The following is a 17,028-nucleotide window of genomic DNA, read 5'->3' on the forward strand; positions in this document are numbered from 1 at the left end:
AATCGGTGGCTACAGTGGCTACGCGGCTACAACTCCCTTCTAGAGCGCGCCATTGCTGTGTTTGTCGTGTAGCCACTACTCAAAAAAGTGGTGGCTACAGGTGGCTACACGCCTCTTACTGGGTGGCTACAGCCCCTTTTTGTCGCCACTGTAGCCACCATTTTTGCTTCTTTCATTAACAACGCCGAAATGGCATACCCGTGGCCCTTGGTTCCTGCTCACTGGGGTTATTCACCCCCTACGTCATCTCCTTCATCACCCAATACTCTTTCATCCAGCACATAGGCCCTCATCGACTTCCCCTTACCTGGCAATCTGCCCTACCGCAGTCGCTAATCATTATCTGGACTTGTGAGCTGATAGCCGGCCTCAAGGCACATGGGTAAATGTGACCTAATACACAAGAATGGCATCTCGTCTTGGAACACATCTTCTGAGTTGATAGCGATCAAACAAAATCATACCGTCTGGTCGGTATGATTCAGTAATGAACATGGAAACAGCACACCGTAAAAAAGATCCTGTCCGTTTGCAGGAACAACTGCTGGAGTCAGCAGCCACAATCGCTGCTCGAGACGGCATCGCAGCTCTGTCTTTGAATGCCGTAGCCACTGAAGCCGGTGTAAGCAAAGGTGGATTACTACACCATTTCCCTAATAAGCAATCACTGATCTTTGCTCTCTTTGCTCGTCTACTGGCAATTATGGAAGAGGCTATCTCAGCACTGATGGCTGCTGACAAGACTGAATATGGCCGTTTTACTCGTGCTTACCTGCACTATCTTTCTGCCCCTGAATTAACGGACACCCAGGAGAGTCGCCAGTTAATGGTACTTTCATTGGCCATGCCGGATGAACCAGTGTTGCGAAAATGTTGGCGTGACTGGATGCAGGCACATCTAGAGCAAGGAGATGAGTTGGACAATAGCCATACTGGTACGCTGGTACGTTATGCCGCGGACGGTATTTGGCTATCGGAGTTAACCGAAGGGCGCACCATGATTGCAACGCACCGTCAGGCGCTGGTTGAAACTTTGCATAATATGACGCTCCCCATATAAAGCACATGGATTGAGGCCGAGATGCGCTACTTCATCAATGCCCGCTTCATTTATGATGCGACAGATGGTTCCTTGACTCAGCGGGAAAGTGTTGAGCCGGACAGTCAATTATCCATTACCGCCAATGCGCTTTTTTATTTTTTCTTACGAAATACAGGGATCGTGAGCCGAGACGAGGTGCTTAAAAAAGTCTGGGATGATAACGGATTAACTTCATCGAACAGCAATCTCAACCAATACCTGAGCATATTGCGCAAGGCTTTTCGCCAGTACGATATAGACAATATCATCATCACGGTATCGCGCGGTTATTTGCAGCTGAATCCAGACGTCATAATTGAACCTATCGATGATGCTCCCACGCCACCCAATGAAATAGCGACCCCACCAGCCATGGTGGCAACCGCCGAACCGGTAATTGAGCCTGCAGAGTGGCAACTTCCCCTCACTCCACACTCACGAGGAATATGCTGGTATATCGCTGGTGGCTGCATGCTCGTTTTTGCCCTACTACTGGTGGCATTCGGTCTGTTGAATGACCGTGAGCCCCGCCCCCTTTCAATGACACAGATCCCCAATAACCAGTGCGAATTGCTGGCCAGCGACGAGATGCTGCGATCGGTCAGCGCCACTGCCTACGGTGAGCATTTCGACCAGGTGCGGCAGCGTTTAAACATCAACTGCAAACCCGGCGAACGTTTTCTGTTTTTCTACGGAGATAGGCTGGAGACCAACGGTTTGGGCAGGGTATTTCTTGCCCACTGCGCCATGCACGAAGACAACCCGTTCAGCTATTGCGATAACTATTTTTACTACTCTTGGAAGCCGTGATGAAACTTGCGCCGCGTCCCTTCTTTCTTTTGTCCTGCTCAGTATTCCTAGCTGCGGCAGTCTATGCCTGTTATCAGCTACCTACCGAAAATGATGGCATCATGAGCTGCGCCACCAAAGGCATCATGCGCTTTGAGGACATGAACAAAGAGAACGTCAACGGCAACATCCACTTCAATTTCGGCCGCCAGGGGAAAGGCTCCATGGTGGTTGAAGGCTATACCGATTCGGCCGCAGGCTGGCTCTACCTCCAGCGCTACGTCACGTTTACCTACAGCAGCAACCGGGTCTCCTCCACCGAGCGTCAATACCGCATCAACAAATGGGAAGCGAGCGCCTCCTCCATCGATCAGTCGCCGGACGTGATCTTCGACTACTTCATGCGCGAGATGTCCGACAGTCACGATGGGCTGTTTCTGAGTGCCCAGCGGCTCAATCAGCAGGCCATACTGCTGAGCTCCATCAACTCGCCGCTCTGGATCTGCACCCTCAAATCCGGCAGCAAACTGAACTAGTTCCGGCAATACGGCGGCAATCCCGACCCAAGCGTCGACGACGCGCACATATCGCCCTGCCCCACAAGCTGACCCGCGCAAGCCCCTATGACGCCACCCCAATGCGACCTGTCCGCCTGTTTGCCCTAAAGGCAGTGCCGTGGTGACTGCCGGCCACCCCTTCCCCCGACTACACATCCGTGCCGACAAGACGCCCCTTGCGCATCACCAGGCAGGACCGGTTCCCGCTACTTTTCCAGCCCGTACCATCCCCCCTCACGCCGGCATCCACATGACTCGCGCCCGCTCTCAATGCAACCTCCCCCGTCTGGCCCGCCGTCACTACCTTTATCTCTCCTTCCCGTCACACCCGGCTCACTTTTTACATTTAGCGTCGCCGGCAAAACATGAGCTCCGCCACAGTTAGCTGCCGGCCAAATTACCTCTCGGCCCCCATAACACAACAACCCATTAACATCAGCCAACGATCTTTTCCCGGGCCTGAATTCGGCCTTATGCAAGGCATAAAACAGTCTCGTGGCCGCAGCATAAATAGATAAATGCGACTTATAAAAACAATAAATTCAGAACAACAAACTAAATATTTCATTTTTGCAGATTCAAATTCCACAAATACCGCCAGTACCTATAGTGGCGATTGAACACCGCAACCGTGGCTCAACGCCGTGACACGGACGGAGTTCCTTAACCACACAACACAACCTGTTCTGAGGAGATCACCATGGGTGATGCATTGGGGCTTATCGAAACTAAAGGTCTGGTGGCCTGCATTGAAGCTGCGGATGCCATGTGTAAATCCGCCAATGTCGAACTGATCAGCTATGAAAACATCGGCTCCGGCCTGGTCACTGTCATGGTGAAGGGGGATGTCGGCGCAGTGAAGGCGGCGGTGGATTCTGGCGTGGAGTCGGCACAGCGCATCGGTGAAGTGGTGACCTCGCTGGTTATCGCTCGGCCGCACAACGACATCAACAAAATCGTCATTAAACACAAGGCTTAAGGCTAGGAGAGTTCAAATGGGTGATGCATTGGGTTTGATTGAAACAAAAGGCCTGGTGGCCTGTATTGAAGCGGCTGATGCCATGTGCAAGGCCGCCAACGTCGAATTGATCGGTTATGAGAACGTCGGCTCTGGCCTAGTCACCGCGATGGTGAAAGGCGACGTGGGGGCAGTCAAAGCCGCTGTGGACTCGGGCGTGGAGTCTGCACAACGCATTGGTGAAGTGGTGACTTCCTTGGTTATCGCCCGTCCGCACAGTGACATCAGCAAGATTGTCGCCCACTACAAAATTTCCGAATAACGGGAGAGAACATGATGAAAGAAGCACTTGGTCTGATTGAGACCAAAGGTCTGGTGGCCTGCATTGAAGCGGCTGATGCCATGTGCAAGGCCGCCAACGTCGAGCTGATCGGCTATGAGAACGTCGGCTCAGGCCTGGTCACCGCCATGGTGAAAGGCGACGTCGGTGCGGTCAATGCGGCGGTGGATTCCGGTGTGGAAGCGGCGAAACGCATTGGCGAAGTGGTCACCTCTCGCGTAATCGCCCGCCCGCACAACGACATCGAAAAAATAGCGGCGCAGCACAAGGCATAACCTGAGAGGGCACGCCCCGCCCGCACTTTTTTAGTCTGATGAAGGATAGATTCATGATTGAACTCGATACCGATTTGCTCTCCCGCCAGAACGCGAGAGAACTGGTGCGCAACGCCAAGCAGGCACAGGTGATTATGGCCACCTTTTCGCAGCAGAAAATCGACGCCATCGTGAAGAACGTGGCCGAAGAAGCCGCGCGCCATGCCGAAACGCTGGCAAAAATGGCCGCAGAAGAAACAGGCTTTGGCAACTGGCAGGACAAGGTGTTGAAAAACCGGTTCGCTTCGCTACACGTTTACGATGCCATCAAAGAGATGAAGACCGTCGGGATCATTCATGACGATCAGGTGAAAAAAGTGATGGACGTGGGCGTGCCGCTGGGCGTGATATGTGCGCTGGTACCCTCCACCAACCCGACTTCCACCATCTTCTACAAAACTCTGATCGCCCTCAAGGCAGGCAATGCCATCATCTTTTCGCCGCATCCGGGCGCACGCCAGTGCAGCTGGAAAGCCATAGAAATCGTCAAGCGTGCCGCCGAAGCCGCCGGGGCTCCGGCGGGTATCGTGGACGGCGTTACCCAGCTGACCCTGGAGGCGACCTCCGAGCTGATGCATAGCAAGGACGTATCACTGATCCTTGCAACCGGTGGCGAAGGCATGGTGCGCGCGGCCTATGCCTCCGGCACTCCGACCATCAGCGGCGGCCCGGGCAACGGCCCGGCCTTTATCGAACGCAGTGCCGACATTCACCAAGCGGTGAAGGACATCATCACCAGCAAGACCTTCGACAACGGCGTGATTTGCGCCTCCGAACAGTCGATCATCGTCGAACGCTGCATCTACGACGAGGTTCATCGCGAGCTGGCAGCCCAGGGCGCCTACTTCATGAACGAAGACGAGGCCGCCAAGATGGCCGCCCTGCTGCTGCGCCCGAACGGCACCATCAACCCGAAAGTTGTGGGCAAGACCGCATTTCATCTCAGCCAGCTGGCCGGTTTCAGCGTACCACCCAGCACCCGCGTGCTGGTGGCCGAGCAGACCACCGTCTCCCACAGTAACCCCTACTCCCGTGAAAAGCTGTGCCCGGTGCTCGGCCTCTACGTGGAAGAAGAGTGGAGAGCCGCCTGTCATCGGGTGGTTGAGCTGCTGACCAACGAAGGCCTTGGCCACACTCTGGTGATCCATACCCGCAACCAGGATGTGATCCGCCAGTTCAGCCTAGAAAAACCGGTCCACCGAATCCTGATCAACACCCCAGCCGCCCTCGGTGGCATTGGGGCCACTACCAACCTAACGCCAGCACTGACCCTCGGCTGCGGAGCCGTTGGCGGAGGCTCCAGCTCCGACAACGTCGGCCCGATGAACCTGCTCAACATCCGCAAGGTGGGTTACGGCGTACGCACCATCGAAGAGCTGCGAGCCCCCATCCAACCGGTTGCGGTGCAGCCCGCAAGCTCCGCCCCGGCAGCGCCCCAGCACTGCAGCATCCTAGACGATGCTCGCTTCAGTGCCCAGACGCCAACCTGCCACAGCGCCGACAACCGCTTTGCCGGCGCCACCGCCGAGGTCGGCGGCGAGATCAGCGAGCAGAACGTGGAGCGGGTCATCCGTCAGGTGCTTGAGCGTCTTGGCAAGTAACCCATTGAGATAAGGCGATAAAAACCATGATTCTCGCAAAGGTAACCGGACATGTCGTCGCCACGCAGAAGTGCGATGAGCTGCGCGGCAGCAACCTGCTGTTGATCACCCAGCTGGACGATCAGCAACAACCGATGAAGGACCGCTCTTGGGTCGCCATCGATAGTGTCGGCGCAGGCATGCACGACATCGTTCTGGCCGAGGAGTACCTCGCGCTCAACAGAGACCGCTACAAGGCCATGTCGGTGGTCGCCATTGTCGAGAAGGTGTTTCGGGACGCTTGAGGAGTAAATGACCCAATGAGTGAATTTTTGCTGAAACCCCGGATCCGCTTCGGTCAGGACGCATTGTCTGCCCTAGCCGAACAGCCGGCCCGCCAGGCGCTGCTGGTCACCGATCAGGTGATGGTGCAAGTTGGCCTGGCCGACCGGGTGACGCAGATCCTGCGCCAACGCGGCATCGCATTCCAGCTCTGGGACGATGTTGTGGCTGATCCGGACATAACAACGGTAGTGCGCGGCATGAAACTCATGGACAGCTGCTATCCGGATCTGGTGATCGCCCTGGGTGGCGGTTCGGTGATTGATGCAGCCAAAGCGGTCATGTTCGCTCTGGCGCAAACTCGCCCGAATTTGGGGCGCGAGCGCCCCTGCTTCGTGGCCATCCCGACTACCAGCGGCACCGGTTCGGAAGTGACCAGCTTCTCGGTGGTCAAGGCCCGCAGCGAGAAGCTGGTGCTGGTCGACCCGTCATTGCTGCCGGATATCGCCATTCTCGATCCCTCGCTGGTTGCATCGGTACCGCCAGCCATCACCGCCGACACCGGGATGGACGTGCTGTGCCATGCGCTGGAGGCCTATGTCTCCCGGGCGGCCAGCGATTTTTCCGACGCATTGGCGGAGAAGGTGGTGCAACAGGTCTTTCGCTACCTGCCCGCTTGCTGGCGCAACGGTCACGATCTGCTGGCACGGGAGAAGATGCACAACGCCTCATGCATGGCTGGCATGGCCTTCACTAACGCCTCGCTCGGCATCACCCACAGCCTGGCTCATGCCCTCGGCGGCGTGTTCCGCGTCCCGCACGGACGAGCCAACGCGCTCCTGATGGCGCAGGTCGTGGCATGGAACGCCGACTATGAGGGGCAGTGTGATACCCCGGCAGCCCACAAATATGCTCGCCTGGCCCACCTGCTGGACCTGCCAGCCAATACGCCGCGCGAGGGGGTAAACAGCCTGCTGGTGGCCATCCAGGCACTCAAAGACGAGATGAAGATGCCGGCCAGCATTGGCGATACCGGCCTCCTCGCTGCCGATTTCGACTTGCGGCTGTCGGAGATGGTCAGTCAGGCGCTGCGCGACAACTGTACCCCAACCAACCCGCGCACACCGGATGAGTGGGCATTAACCGAACTCTATCGTAAGGCATGGCGTGGCAACACAGCCCCCAGCCACTAAGAACAAGAACAGGAGAACTTACCTCATGGCACACTACAGCTTAACACCGCGCATCAACGTGCTGGCTGAACGTTTATTAGCGCACAGCAGCACCTTGTGCAGCGAACACGCAACGATTCTGAGCAGGCTGGACGGTGACATCGCAGGCATTCCCGCCGCAGTCAAACCGGCACGCCGTTTTTACGAACTGATGCGCCAACTGCCGCTGACTATCAGTGCCGACGAACTGATTGTCGGCAACCAGACCCGTACCCCCCACGGCGCCATATTTCACGATGAAAGTGCTGGGCAGCGTCCGTCTACCTTTCAGTTCCTGAATCTGAACAACGCCATCGACTCCCCCGACTACAAGCTGGTGGTGGAGAAGGGCGTGCTGGCCATCAAGCTGCAGTTGGAAGAGAAAACCCGCGCGCTGGGCAGCGCCGTCAGCCGTAGCGGCATGGACGAGGTCAACGGCTGCCGTGCCGCCATACACGCCTGCGATGCCCTGATGGCGTTGGCACAGAACTTGGCCAACAGCGCCGAAACCCTGGCCGCCGCCGAAACCAACCCGTTCCGCCAGGCCGAGCTGCGCGACAGCGCCGCCATTTTGCACCATGTACCGGCCCATCCGGCACGCAACTTCAAAGAGGCCTGCCAGTCGTTCTACCTGTTCCAGCTGGCGCTTCAACTCGATAACGGCAGCTATGCGGTCAACCCGGAAGGAGCCGACAAGGCGCTGCTGCCATACTTCCAGCGCGATATCGCCAACGGCACGCTGACCGAGCAACAGGCGTACGAGATCGTAGAGTGCCTGTGGTTCAAGCTGGCAGAGCTGAGCGAAGTGCGCGCCACCTGCGCCATCGACGGCTACCCCATGTTTGATGCCCTGCTGCACGGCGCCAGCCTGGAGCAGGCGAGCATCAACCCGCTCTCCGAGATGTTCCTCTGCGCCCAGCAAAACCTGAGCGCCCTCAAGCTGCCGGTTCGCCTCTTTCGCGGAGTGCAGCACGTCTCTGCAGCCCCGTTCGCCGCCGGTGCCGATACGCCGGTGATGGAGGGGCTGACGCCGCGCCTGCAGCGCCTGCGCAACCACTATCTGACCGTGCGCCCTAGCGTCTCCATCTACCGGGCACTGGCCTTTACCGAGGTCGTCAAGGCCAACCCAGGCATGCCGACCATCTTGCTGCGGGCCAAGGCGTTCCGCCACGCCTGTGAAACCGCCCCCATCCTTATCCAGAACGACGAGCTGATCGTCGGCCACCCGTGCGGCAAGCCGCGCGCCGGCGCCTTCTCGCCGGACATAGCCTGGCGCTGGGTACGTGACGAGCTCGATACCATGAGCACCCGTCCGCAAGATCCCTTTGAAATCAGCGAAGCGGATAAGAAAACCATCCGCGAAGAGATAGTACCATTCTGGGAAGGCCGCTCGCTGGACGAGATTTGCGAAGCGCAATACCGGGAAGCCGGCGTCTGGGCTTTCAGTGGCGAGACCTTCGTCAGCGACCTCTCCTACCACCAGATCAACGGGGGCGGCGACACCTGCCCGGGCTACGACGTGCTGCTGTTCACCAAGGGGATGAACGGCATCAAGGCCGACGCCCAGGCCCACCTCGACCAGCTGAGCATGGAGAACCCGGACGACATCGATCGCATCTACTACTACAAGGCAGCGATCGAAACCTGCGAAGGGGTGGTCAACTACGCCCGCCGCATCGCGGCCCATGCCCGCGAACTGGCGGCCAAAGAGCAGGACGCTCAGCGTCGCGCCGAGCTGCTGATCATCGCAGAGGTGAACGAGAATGTACCGGCCAACCCGCCAAAGACCCTGCAAGAAGCGCTGCAGAGCATCTGGACGGTGGAGTCGCTGTTCGAGATCGAAGAGAACCAGACCGGCCTGTCACTCGGTCGAGTCGACCAGTACTGCTATCCAATGTTCGAAGCGGATATCCGCGAAGGTCGCCTGACCCACGAAAGCGCGCTCGAGCTGATGCAGGCCTTCATCATCAAGTGTGCCGAGCTGATGTGGATGTCGAGCGAGCTGGGGGCGAAATATTTCGCCGGCTATCAGCCCTTCATCAACCTGACCGTGGGCGGCCAGAAGCGCAGCGGCGGCGATGCCTGCAACGATCTGACCTACCTCATCATGGATGCCGTGCGTTTCGTGAAGGTCTACCAGCCGTCGCTGGCCTGCCGCATTCACAACCAATCACCGCAGAAATACATGGAGAAGATCGTCGACGTCGTGAAGGCGGGGATGGGTTTCCCGGCCTGCCACTTCGACGACTCCCACATCAAGATGATGCTGCGCAAGGGCTTCGACTTTGAAGACGCCCGCGACTACTGCCTGATGGGCTGTGTCGAGCCGCAAAAATCGGGACGAATCTATCAGTGGACCTCCACCGGTTACACCCAGTGGCCGATAGCCATCGAGTTCGTGCTCAACCGGGGACGGATGGTGCTGTTCAACAGTTACCAGGGGATAGATACCGGCGATCTGCGTGAGCTGACTACTTTTGAAAAGTTCGATGAAGCGGTCAAACGGCAGATTGCCCACATTGTCCGTCTCTCAGCAATCGGCACAGTGATCAGCCAGCGCGTTCACCGCGACGTGGCCCCAAAACCACTAATGTCACTGCTGGTGGAAGGCTGTATGGAGAAGGGTAAGGATGTTTCCGCCGGTGGCGCCGTGGTCAACCACGGTCCGGGGCTCATCTTCTCGGGACTGGCGACCTATGTCGACTCCATGGCGGCAATCCGCAAGCTGGTGTTCGAGGAGCAGAGATACACCCTGGAGCAGATCCGCGATGCGCTGCTGGCCAACTTCGAAGGGTTTGAAGCGCTGCGCCGAGACTGCCTCAATGCGCCCAAGTACGGCAACGACGACAACTACGTCGACCAGTACGCGCTGGATATCACCGAGTGGACCGAGCGAGAGTGCCGCAAGTACAAGATGCTCTACTCCACCCTGAGCCACGGTACCCTCTCCATCTCCAACAACACGCCTATCGGCGAACTAACCAACGCCACGCCGAACGGGCGTCTGGCCTGGATGCCGCTCTCCGACGGCATCAGCCCGACCCAGGGAGCGGACAAGCAGGGACCGACGGCCATCATCAAGTCCGTCAGCAAGATGAACGTGGAGACCATGAACATCGGCATGGTGCATAACTTCAAGTTCCTCAAGGGGCTGCTGGATACCCAGGAGGGACGGCATGGACTCATCACCCTGCTGCGCACCGCCTCCATCCTCGGCAATGGCCAGATGCAGTTCAGCTATGTCGACAACGAAGTGCTGAAAAAGGCGCAGCAGGAGCCGGAGAAGTACCGCGACCTCATCGTGCGCGTCGCCGGCTACAGTGCCTATTTCGTCGAGCTGTGCAAAGAGGTGCAGGACGAGATCATCAGCCGCACCGTGATTGAGAAGTTCTGATCGATGCGTTGGTAACCCGTCTTTCTTAATCACCAAAATAACCGGAAGTACTCCGCAATGGCAGGTCGCAAATAATGCGACTGCGGCCTGCCACATCCGGAGAGGAGGCAAGCGTGATCGCAAATAATGAATTAACCGGCCGCATATTCAATATCCAGAAATATTCGATATATGACGGCGATGGCATTCGCACGCTGGTTTTTTTCAAGGGCTGCAACCTTCGCTGTCCCTGGTGCGCCAACCCTGAAGGGCTCAGCAGCCAATTTCAGGTGATGTTCTCGCACGACAAATGCATCAACTGCGGTGACTGCGTGAATGTCTGTCCGGCCGGAGTCCATTACCGGGCCGAAGAGAACGGCAGCATGAAACACTTCGTCGATCGCAATAAAGATTGCATCGGCTGCCGCAAATGCGAAGAGGTCTGCACCCAGCATGCACTGGACATCATGGGCAAGGATGTCACCGTCAGCGAGCTGATGGAGATCATCATGCAGGACTATGACTTTTACATCTCCTCCGGCGGTGGTGTCACCATCGGCGGCGGCGAGATGAGCCTGCAGACCGACTTTGCCGTCGCGCTGTTTAGCGAATGCAAGAAGATGATGATCAATACCGCCATCGAGACCCAGGGCACCACCTCGCTGGCCAATTACCAGCAGCTGGCGCCCGTCACCGATACCTTTTTGTTCGATATCAAGCAAATCAACAGCGAGCAGCATAAAGCGATGCTGGGTATCGGCAATGAAGGTATTCGCCGCAATCTGGAATGGCTGGTTGATTACGGCGCCAAGGTGATTGTGCGTATGCCACTAATCCGTGGATATAACGATTCATGGGATGCCATTACCGGCGCCATCGAATATGTACAGAAATTGGCAAAGCGGGGAAATATCCTGCGGATCGACATGCTGCCGTACCACCAGCTGGGCCGCAAGAAATATGAACGGCTGGATATACCCTACCCGATTACGCAAGACCCCTCTTACACGCCGGATGAATTGGATCGGCTGGAGGCCTTCTTTGCACAATTTGATTTCGATATTCGCTTGGTCCGCCACTAAAAGGAGTCGACGATGAAAAGTTTGGGCGTAATTGAAACGCGAGGATTGATCGCCGCCATTCAGGCCGTGGACGCTGCTTGCAAAGCCGCAAGCGTCACCTGCATCGGTTATCGCAAGGTGGGTTCTGGGCTGGTGAGTGTCTGCTTCCAAGGGGAGATCAGCGCCATCCACACCGCTATCGAGCGTGGTGTAGCAGTGGCTGCCACTATCGACCAGCAGGTCCATTCACTGGTGATTGCACGCCCGGAGCCAAGCGCAGTAGCGGCGCTTAGCAACCTCAAGGGCTACCCGCCGCGCGCACCGGCCAGCACCAGCACCGAGCTGACGGCCGCAACAGGTGCAGCCCCAGCCCTGCCACTGCCAAGCGGTGCCGATACCGAACCGGCCACTCCACCGGCCAGCCAGCCTGCTGGGGATCAGGCGGAAGACAGACAGGCCGCGGCAAGAAAAGGGAAGAAAGCATGATCGATCCCCAGTTGCATCAAAAGATCGCCGCCCGTCTGAGCCTGGTCAGCCCGGCGATCCCGGTCGGCATCTCGAATCGCCACGTTCACCTGGCACAGCAGGATGTGGAAGCCTTGTTCGGCAAGGGCTACACCTTGACACCGCTCAAACCGCTGCGCCAACCGGGCCAATTTGCCGCCGAAGAGTGCGTCACCGTGGTCGGCCCCAAAGGCTCGCTAACCCGGGTGCGGGTGCTCGGCCCGACCCGGCCGGTTTCACAGCTGGAGATCTCCCGCGCCGACTGCTTCACCCTCGGTATCAAGGCACCAGTCCGTGAGTCCGGCCAGCTGGAAAATACCGGCAGCGCGCTGCTCATCGGCCCCGCCGGCCACGTGGAGTTGCGATCCCAGGTGATCTGCGCCTGGCGGCATATCCACCTCTCGCCACAAGACGCCCGCCAGCTGAACGTGACCAATGGCCAGAAGGTGAGCGTGCGCAGCGACGGCGAGCGCCAGTTGACCTTCGATGAGGTGGTGGTGCGGGTGCGCGAGGATTTCGCCCTGGAATTTCACATCGATACCGAAGAGGCCAACGCCGCCGGACTGAAAAACGGCGCGCAGGTCAGGCTGCTCGGCTAACGGAGATCCCCATGACCGACGAACAGATTGAACGCTTGGTCGAACAGATGCTCAGGCGCCTACAGCCGCCACTGCTGGTGATGGTGACCGCGGCCCAGGGCTATCGGCAGGCCATTCGAAACCGTCTGGCCAGCTGTGGGCAGCCCCTGCAGCTTGCACTGGCAGAAGAGATCGAGGATGGCGCGCTGTGGCAACCGCTGGGGGAGACAGTGCCGGCCAACGTCTGGCAACAGGCCCTACCGCTCGCCCCCTATCGCGCGCTGGTGCTGCCCTTTCTCGACTATCCGCTGGCGATGGACCTGCTGAACGGCTCGCTGCAAAGCCCCGTGGCCCGGCGGCTGCACGATGCCCTGCTGAGCGGCTTGCCGGTACTTGCACTGCGCTATCACTGCGATCCCACGAGTGAACTAAATCAACTTTTGGGTGCGCAAACGAACACGGCGTATGCCGGGCATATGCAGGCTGCACTAACAGGTCTGAACGAGATTGGCGTTACCTTATGCACCATGAATGAGCTGCTAGATAAATTGGCATCGGACCACTTTGCAGACTTGAAACCAGTGAATACGGCGAGCCCCCCACGACGCTATCTCACCGTCAGCGATGTGGAGATGAACCCGATGCTGGCCCGTGCCCCCACGGCACAGCTAACCGATGCAGCGATTGATTTTTTGAAAAACAGTAAAAAAGAAAGAGAACCTTACCTTAAATAACAACCCCGGAGTTTAAGTTATGTCTTCAAAAGCAAAATGTTGGTTATGGATGCTGTTGGTGATTGTGTCCGAAACATCGGCAACCTCCACCTTAAAAATGTTCGGTAGCAGTGAGGGCGTCACTAAGATGCTACTGCTCGGCTTGCTCGTACTGCTCTATTGTACCTGCTACTACTCACTCTCTCGTGCGGTAAAAGATATTCCAGTTGGACTTGCCTACGCTACTTGGTCTGGCACAGGAATTTTAGTCGTATCTACATTAGGTATGGCTTTTTATGGCCAACATCCAGACACCGCAGCCATTATCGGGATGGCAGTTATTGCAAGTGGCATAGTTATAATGAACGTATTTTCAAAAATGGGTAGTGAAGAAGATGACGCCTCATCAGGCGAAGCTTCAAAATAACAACGCTAACAATCTGATAATTAAAATTAAGGAATATACACCATGTTTAACATAGGTTTTTTATGGCTAGCACTGTCCATCGGCTCTGAAATAACTGGCACCTCAATGATTAAAAAAACTAATGGATTTAGCAAGCTAGCTCCATCAGCATTAGTCGTTTGTGCCTACAGCCTTTGTTACTTCGCTCTGACACGTGCAATGAGTACAATCCCCGTAGGCGTTGCCTATTCACTTTGGTGTGGATTTGGTATCGTTGGCGTTACAATTTGCTCTATGATTCTGTATAAGCAGAAGCCTGATTTACCCGCAATAGCAGCTATGATTTTGATTATTTCAGGCGGTGTGATTATGAATGTATTCTCTGCGATGTAAATTGTACGGGAGCCTTCACCATTATCGGCAAAGGTTCCCGTTACTTTAAAAGCCACTAGGTATTATCTGGACAGAAAAGCAGGTTAAACAACATACGTCACCAGCTACATATTCGTTCATCTAAAAAACATTCATGCAGCACCTAAATAAAATTCTATTTTTGACCAAGTATCATATGTGCAACATAAGTGCCGTACCAATTTAAATAGCTTACTCATGCAGAAAAAATGGAAAATTTCTAACTTTCTAAGTGCAAAAATAGATGACTAAAACTACTGCATAACTCTCCCCCTCTAAACCATCCACGCAGGCACTGTCGTGTAGCCACTGTAGCCATTGTGTAGCCACTAAAAATAAGCCTGGTGGCTACACCTCTATCCCTTGATACATAAGGCCCACAGCGGTGTTTTGTTGTGGTGTAGCCACTGTAGCCACCATTATTGCTTGTTCTTTCACGCGCGCGCACAAGGCCGAAATGGAAAGGGCCACACTCGGTGGCCCTTGGCTCCTGCTAATTGGGGTTAATCATCCTCTAAGCAATCTCCTTCATCACCCAATACTCTCTCTCCCAGTACATAGACCCTCATCCCCTTCCCCATACCCGGCAATCTGACCTGTCGCTGTAACCGCTTCTTGTCTTTGCCAGTAAGAAGATAGCCGGCCTCAAGGCACAAGATGGCCGCTCGTTTGGGGTCTCTCCCTTTGGTGATCTCAAGCCAGCCTTGGGGCAGCACAAAGAAGCTCACGCTATCCGACTCCACCTTACGGTAGCCCACCATATTGGCTGGCCGGTGGTTGGCATCGAACCAATCAGCAAAACGTGTGAACTGGTGGGCAAAGACAAAACCACGTACCTGCAACAGGGTGGCTGAGTCCTCCTGATTTCCCAGGTGTCCCCGTTCTGCCAGCCATGCCTTGAGACAGACCCTCACCGCCCTGATGGCTTCTCCCTCTGGCCAGCCGGTCACCCCCAATCGGGTGGCCAGTTCCCCAGCCGCCGCTACCAACGCAAACCGGTTGATGGCTCGCCCTACCTGATTACCCGCCCCCTTGGGTGTCAGCTCGGCAGCCAACTGCTTAATCTCAGCCCTCAACCGCTCACTGTGTTCATCTGTCGCCTGGGTCAGAGCTTGCGCATAGGTGCGAAAAGCGATGCCATGATGCTCTTCTGAGTTGGTTTTGAGGGTATCGGCAAAACTACGGCCGCCATCCATGCCATGAAGCCACTCAAAGGCGCCATGGTGCCCGGTATCACTGGGGATCTGGATTGTCCGCACCTCCATTCCGGCCTGGGTAATCTTCCCAGCACTGGCGGCATGGTCCTCAAGACTCAGCTCACCGGTGGAGAGGAACAGCAACCGCCAGGCTTTCCGCTCTCTCAGCTCGCCATCCTGTTTACTGCGGCCCTTACCTTGGCCGTTGGCCAGCATATAGGCAGTCTGACCAGCCTCCCGCCCGTCCAGCTCACCCAGTTCATCCAGACAGAGCAGGGCATCATTGCGCCGGCTGGCGATCCCCTCGATGGCGTTGCCGGTCGCCCGCCAGGTTTGGGCATAGCGGTCCGGGTGACCGTAGACACTGGCGGCCGCCTTCATCACAGTGGTTTTGCCGTCGGTACTCTCCCCCTTGAGGTGAAAGCCTCCGCCCTCCATGCCGACCAAGGAAAGCAGAGGGGCCGCAAAGGCCAAGGACAGCGCAAAGCAGAGCCGAGAGTTGCCCACGGCCAGCCCTGCAACCCCCTGTTGCCAGCCGGCCAGGGTACCGTGCTCAGTAAAGTCGCTACTGGTGTAGCCGGCAGTCTGCAGAATGACCCGCTCGGCATCCGGCCCAATAGCGCCCCCTGGCAGCACATAAGCCTTGCCATGCCATCCTGTTCGCTCGACACAGGTGATACGCCGCTTTGGTTGGCAGCTCATCAGGTAGGCCGCAAGCCTGCGTTTGTGGCTGAGATCGATAAAGGGCAGCCCCGCATCCAGTAGTGCGGCAAACACCTCTTCACCATTGCGCGGGACCAAGGAACGCACCGGCATGGCCCACTGGCGCACGCGCCCGGCACTGTCTCGCCACTCGAGCAATCGGCCATAGCCTCGGCCTTGCTCATCGGAGGTTTCAGCCAACACGTGGATGGGGCTGGCAATTGGGAGCCACTCTTGCCGGGCATCCTCCCCTCTACCGACGGTCGTCAGGGCACACAAACGCGAGCCTCTCACCTCAAATCCAGCCGGTAATGCTTGCCCCTCCTCTGGCTCACCTTTCACCAGATGAAGTGGGGCTACATTAACCATCCAGGGCGCTTCATCGGTGTTTGGGGTCACCTCCAATGTCTGTTCGAAAGCAACGATATCCACCAGCGGCCAAGGCTCAGCATTCTGCCCTTGGTAGGCACGATAGATCTCAGCCCTCGGAGCTTGCTCACGTAGAGCCATGATCAGGCGTTTGGCTTTCTTAGAGTGCAGATTGCCATACTGGTGAACGATGACCCGCTTGGTGGCATCACGATCTGCCATTTTGTAAAGCTTGCCCCCTTCGTCTAGTTGGGCCGGCCCCACGTACAGCACTTGCTCCGGTTCGAGCTCCGGGTCAATCGGGTTCTCTGCTGCTATCGCGTCATTATGAGCACGCTGTAGGGTCGCCCTGATGCCAGCATCCCTGCTGGCTTGTTCACCGGTGTGGATCACGACAACCTGCAGGTCATCCAGGTCTGCAAACTTGAGGAAGGCACCGGCCCGGGATGGAGGACTACTACGATTCCCGGAACCAACAGTTCTTTGGAATACCGTTGTCATTGCATCTCCCTCCGCTTACTCTCCTTGGTCAGCCGCTTGAAGAGTTCTCGTAGTACCGCGGGGCGAAGTGGATTACGTGATAATTCGCACCACATGCGGCGA

General features: G+C 56.9%; 17 protein-coding genes. 16 read left to right on the forward strand and 1 reads right to left on the reverse strand.

The window, feature by feature from the left end:
• Positions 1–487: 487 nt before the first annotated feature.
• The 16 genes from AACT07_RS03795 (at position 488) to AACT07_RS03870 (ending at position 14,140) form a co-directional block, all read left to right on the forward strand.
• A complete protein-coding gene (locus tag AACT07_RS03795) occupies positions 488–1,060 on the forward strand; it encodes a TetR/AcrR family transcriptional regulator (RefSeq protein WP_042056255.1) in 573 nt (190 codons plus the stop codon).
• Between the two features lie 21 nt (positions 1,061–1,081).
• A complete protein-coding gene (locus tag AACT07_RS03800) occupies positions 1,082–1,891 on the forward strand; it encodes a transcriptional regulator (protein ID WP_069526646.1) in 810 nt (269 codons plus the stop codon).
• Between the two features lie 101 nt (positions 1,892–1,992).
• A complete protein-coding gene (locus AACT07_RS03805; protein WP_253182221.1) occupies positions 1,993–2,406 on the forward strand; it encodes a FidL-like protein in 414 nt (137 codons plus the stop codon).
• 721 nt (positions 2,407–3,127) lie between these two features.
• On the forward strand, positions 3,128–3,406 hold the full coding sequence (locus tag AACT07_RS03810; protein ID WP_010634659.1) for a BMC domain-containing protein: 279 nt from the start codon (positions 3,128–3,130) through the stop codon (positions 3,404–3,406).
• 16 nt (positions 3,407–3,422) lie between these two features.
• Positions 3,423–3,707 carry a BMC domain-containing protein gene (locus tag AACT07_RS03815; RefSeq protein WP_042080492.1) on the forward strand — a complete coding sequence of 95 codons (285 nt, stop codon included), beginning with the start codon at positions 3,423–3,425 and terminating at the stop codon, positions 3,705–3,707.
• 11 nt (positions 3,708–3,718) lie between these two features.
• Positions 3,719–4,000, forward strand: coding sequence for a BMC domain-containing protein (locus tag AACT07_RS03820; RefSeq protein ID WP_017408466.1), 282 nt, complete (start codon positions 3,719–3,721; stop codon positions 3,998–4,000).
• 53 nt (positions 4,001–4,053) lie between these two features.
• Positions 4,054–5,640 carry an acetaldehyde dehydrogenase (acetylating) gene (locus tag AACT07_RS03825; RefSeq protein WP_069526648.1) on the forward strand — a complete coding sequence of 529 codons (1,587 nt, stop codon included), beginning with the start codon at positions 4,054–4,056 and terminating at the stop codon, positions 5,638–5,640.
• 26 nt (positions 5,641–5,666) lie between these two features.
• Entirely contained in the window at positions 5,667–5,924 is a 258-nt protein-coding gene (locus tag AACT07_RS03830) for a EutN/CcmL family microcompartment protein (protein ID WP_042056263.1), read from the forward strand.
• A gap of 15 nt (positions 5,925–5,939) precedes the next feature.
• Positions 5,940–7,094, forward strand: a complete 1,155-nt coding sequence (locus tag AACT07_RS03835) for a 1-propanol dehydrogenase PduQ (protein WP_069526649.1) — start codon at positions 5,940–5,942, stop codon at positions 7,092–7,094.
• 25 nt (positions 7,095–7,119) lie between these two features.
• Positions 7,120–10,506 carry a choline trimethylamine-lyase gene (gene cutC, locus AACT07_RS03840; protein WP_069526650.1) on the forward strand — a complete coding sequence of 1,129 codons (3,387 nt, stop codon included), beginning with the start codon at positions 7,120–7,122 and terminating at the stop codon, positions 10,504–10,506.
• A gap of 113 nt (positions 10,507–10,619) precedes the next feature.
• Entirely contained in the window at positions 10,620–11,567 is a 948-nt protein-coding gene (gene cutD / locus AACT07_RS03845; RefSeq protein WP_069526651.1) for a choline TMA-lyase-activating enzyme, read from the forward strand.
• A 12-nt stretch (positions 11,568–11,579) separates the two neighbouring features.
• Complete coding sequence (locus tag AACT07_RS22380) at positions 11,580–12,032, forward strand: BMC domain-containing protein (protein WP_069526652.1); 453 nt, start codon at positions 11,580–11,582, stop codon at positions 12,030–12,032.
• On the forward strand, positions 12,029–12,649 hold the full coding sequence (locus AACT07_RS03855; protein WP_069526653.1) for a phosphate propanoyltransferase: 621 nt from the start codon (positions 12,029–12,031) through the stop codon (positions 12,647–12,649). Before AACT07_RS22380 ends, AACT07_RS03855 begins: the two co-directional genes overlap by 4 nt.
• A gap of 11 nt (positions 12,650–12,660) precedes the next feature.
• Positions 12,661–13,362: a hypothetical protein gene (locus AACT07_RS03860; protein WP_069526654.1), complete on the forward strand. Its 702-nt coding sequence runs from the start codon at positions 12,661–12,663 to the stop codon at positions 13,360–13,362.
• Between the two features lie 19 nt (positions 13,363–13,381).
• Positions 13,382–13,768 carry a DMT family transporter gene (locus AACT07_RS03865; RefSeq protein WP_069526655.1) on the forward strand — a complete coding sequence of 129 codons (387 nt, stop codon included), beginning with the start codon at positions 13,382–13,384 and terminating at the stop codon, positions 13,766–13,768.
• A gap of 42 nt (positions 13,769–13,810) precedes the next feature.
• Positions 13,811–14,140 carry a DMT family transporter gene (locus AACT07_RS03870; RefSeq protein ID WP_069526656.1) on the forward strand — a complete coding sequence of 110 codons (330 nt, stop codon included), beginning with the start codon at positions 13,811–13,813 and terminating at the stop codon, positions 14,138–14,140.
• A gap of 521 nt (positions 14,141–14,661) precedes the next feature.
• Here AACT07_RS03870 and AACT07_RS03875 read toward each other — a convergent pair.
• Entirely contained in the window at positions 14,662–16,926 is a 2,265-nt protein-coding gene (locus AACT07_RS03875) for a DUF927 domain-containing protein (RefSeq protein WP_083249911.1), read from the reverse strand.
• Positions 16,927–17,028: the final 102 nt, after the last annotated feature.

The organism is Aeromonas sp. ANP5 (assembly GCF_963870295.1).
Taxonomy (GTDB): Bacteria; Pseudomonadota; Gammaproteobacteria; order Enterobacterales; family Aeromonadaceae; genus Aeromonas; species Aeromonas veronii.

What these genes read in the sequence shown, in the direction of transcription:
- AACT07_RS03795 (WP_042056255.1), top strand. Translation starts at nt 488, where the DNA reads ATGAACATGGAAACAGCACACCGTAAAAAAGATCCTGTCCGTTTGCAG.
- AACT07_RS03800 (WP_069526646.1), top strand. Translation starts at nt 1,082, where the DNA reads ATGCGCTACTTCATCAATGCCCGCTTCATTTATGATGCGACAGATGGT.
- AACT07_RS03805 (WP_253182221.1), top strand. Translation starts at nt 1,993, where the DNA reads ATGAGCTGCGCCACCAAAGGCATCATGCGCTTTGAGGACATGAACAAA.
- AACT07_RS03810 (WP_010634659.1), top strand. Translation starts at nt 3,128, where the DNA reads ATGGGTGATGCATTGGGGCTTATCGAAACTAAAGGTCTGGTGGCCTGC.
- AACT07_RS03815 (WP_042080492.1), top strand. Translation starts at nt 3,423, where the DNA reads ATGGGTGATGCATTGGGTTTGATTGAAACAAAAGGCCTGGTGGCCTGT.
- AACT07_RS03820 (WP_017408466.1), top strand. Translation starts at nt 3,719, where the DNA reads ATGATGAAAGAAGCACTTGGTCTGATTGAGACCAAAGGTCTGGTGGCC.
- AACT07_RS03825 (WP_069526648.1), top strand. Translation starts at nt 4,054, where the DNA reads ATGATTGAACTCGATACCGATTTGCTCTCCCGCCAGAACGCGAGAGAA.
- AACT07_RS03830 (WP_042056263.1), top strand. Translation starts at nt 5,667, where the DNA reads ATGATTCTCGCAAAGGTAACCGGACATGTCGTCGCCACGCAGAAGTGC.
- AACT07_RS03835 (WP_069526649.1), top strand. Translation starts at nt 5,940, where the DNA reads ATGAGTGAATTTTTGCTGAAACCCCGGATCCGCTTCGGTCAGGACGCA.
- cutC (WP_069526650.1), top strand. Translation starts at nt 7,120, where the DNA reads ATGGCACACTACAGCTTAACACCGCGCATCAACGTGCTGGCTGAACGT.
- AACT07_RS22380 (WP_069526652.1), top strand. Translation starts at nt 11,580, where the DNA reads ATGAAAAGTTTGGGCGTAATTGAAACGCGAGGATTGATCGCCGCCATT.
- AACT07_RS03855 (WP_069526653.1), top strand. Translation starts at nt 12,029, where the DNA reads ATGATCGATCCCCAGTTGCATCAAAAGATCGCCGCCCGTCTGAGCCTG.
- AACT07_RS03860 (WP_069526654.1), top strand. Translation starts at nt 12,661, where the DNA reads ATGACCGACGAACAGATTGAACGCTTGGTCGAACAGATGCTCAGGCGC.
- AACT07_RS03865 (WP_069526655.1), top strand. Translation starts at nt 13,382, where the DNA reads ATGTCTTCAAAAGCAAAATGTTGGTTATGGATGCTGTTGGTGATTGTG.
- AACT07_RS03870 (WP_069526656.1), top strand. Translation starts at nt 13,811, where the DNA reads ATGTTTAACATAGGTTTTTTATGGCTAGCACTGTCCATCGGCTCTGAA.
- AACT07_RS03875 (WP_083249911.1), bottom strand. Translation starts at nt 16,926, where the DNA reads ATGACAACGGTATTCCAAAGAACTGTTGGTTCCGGGAATCGTAGTAGT.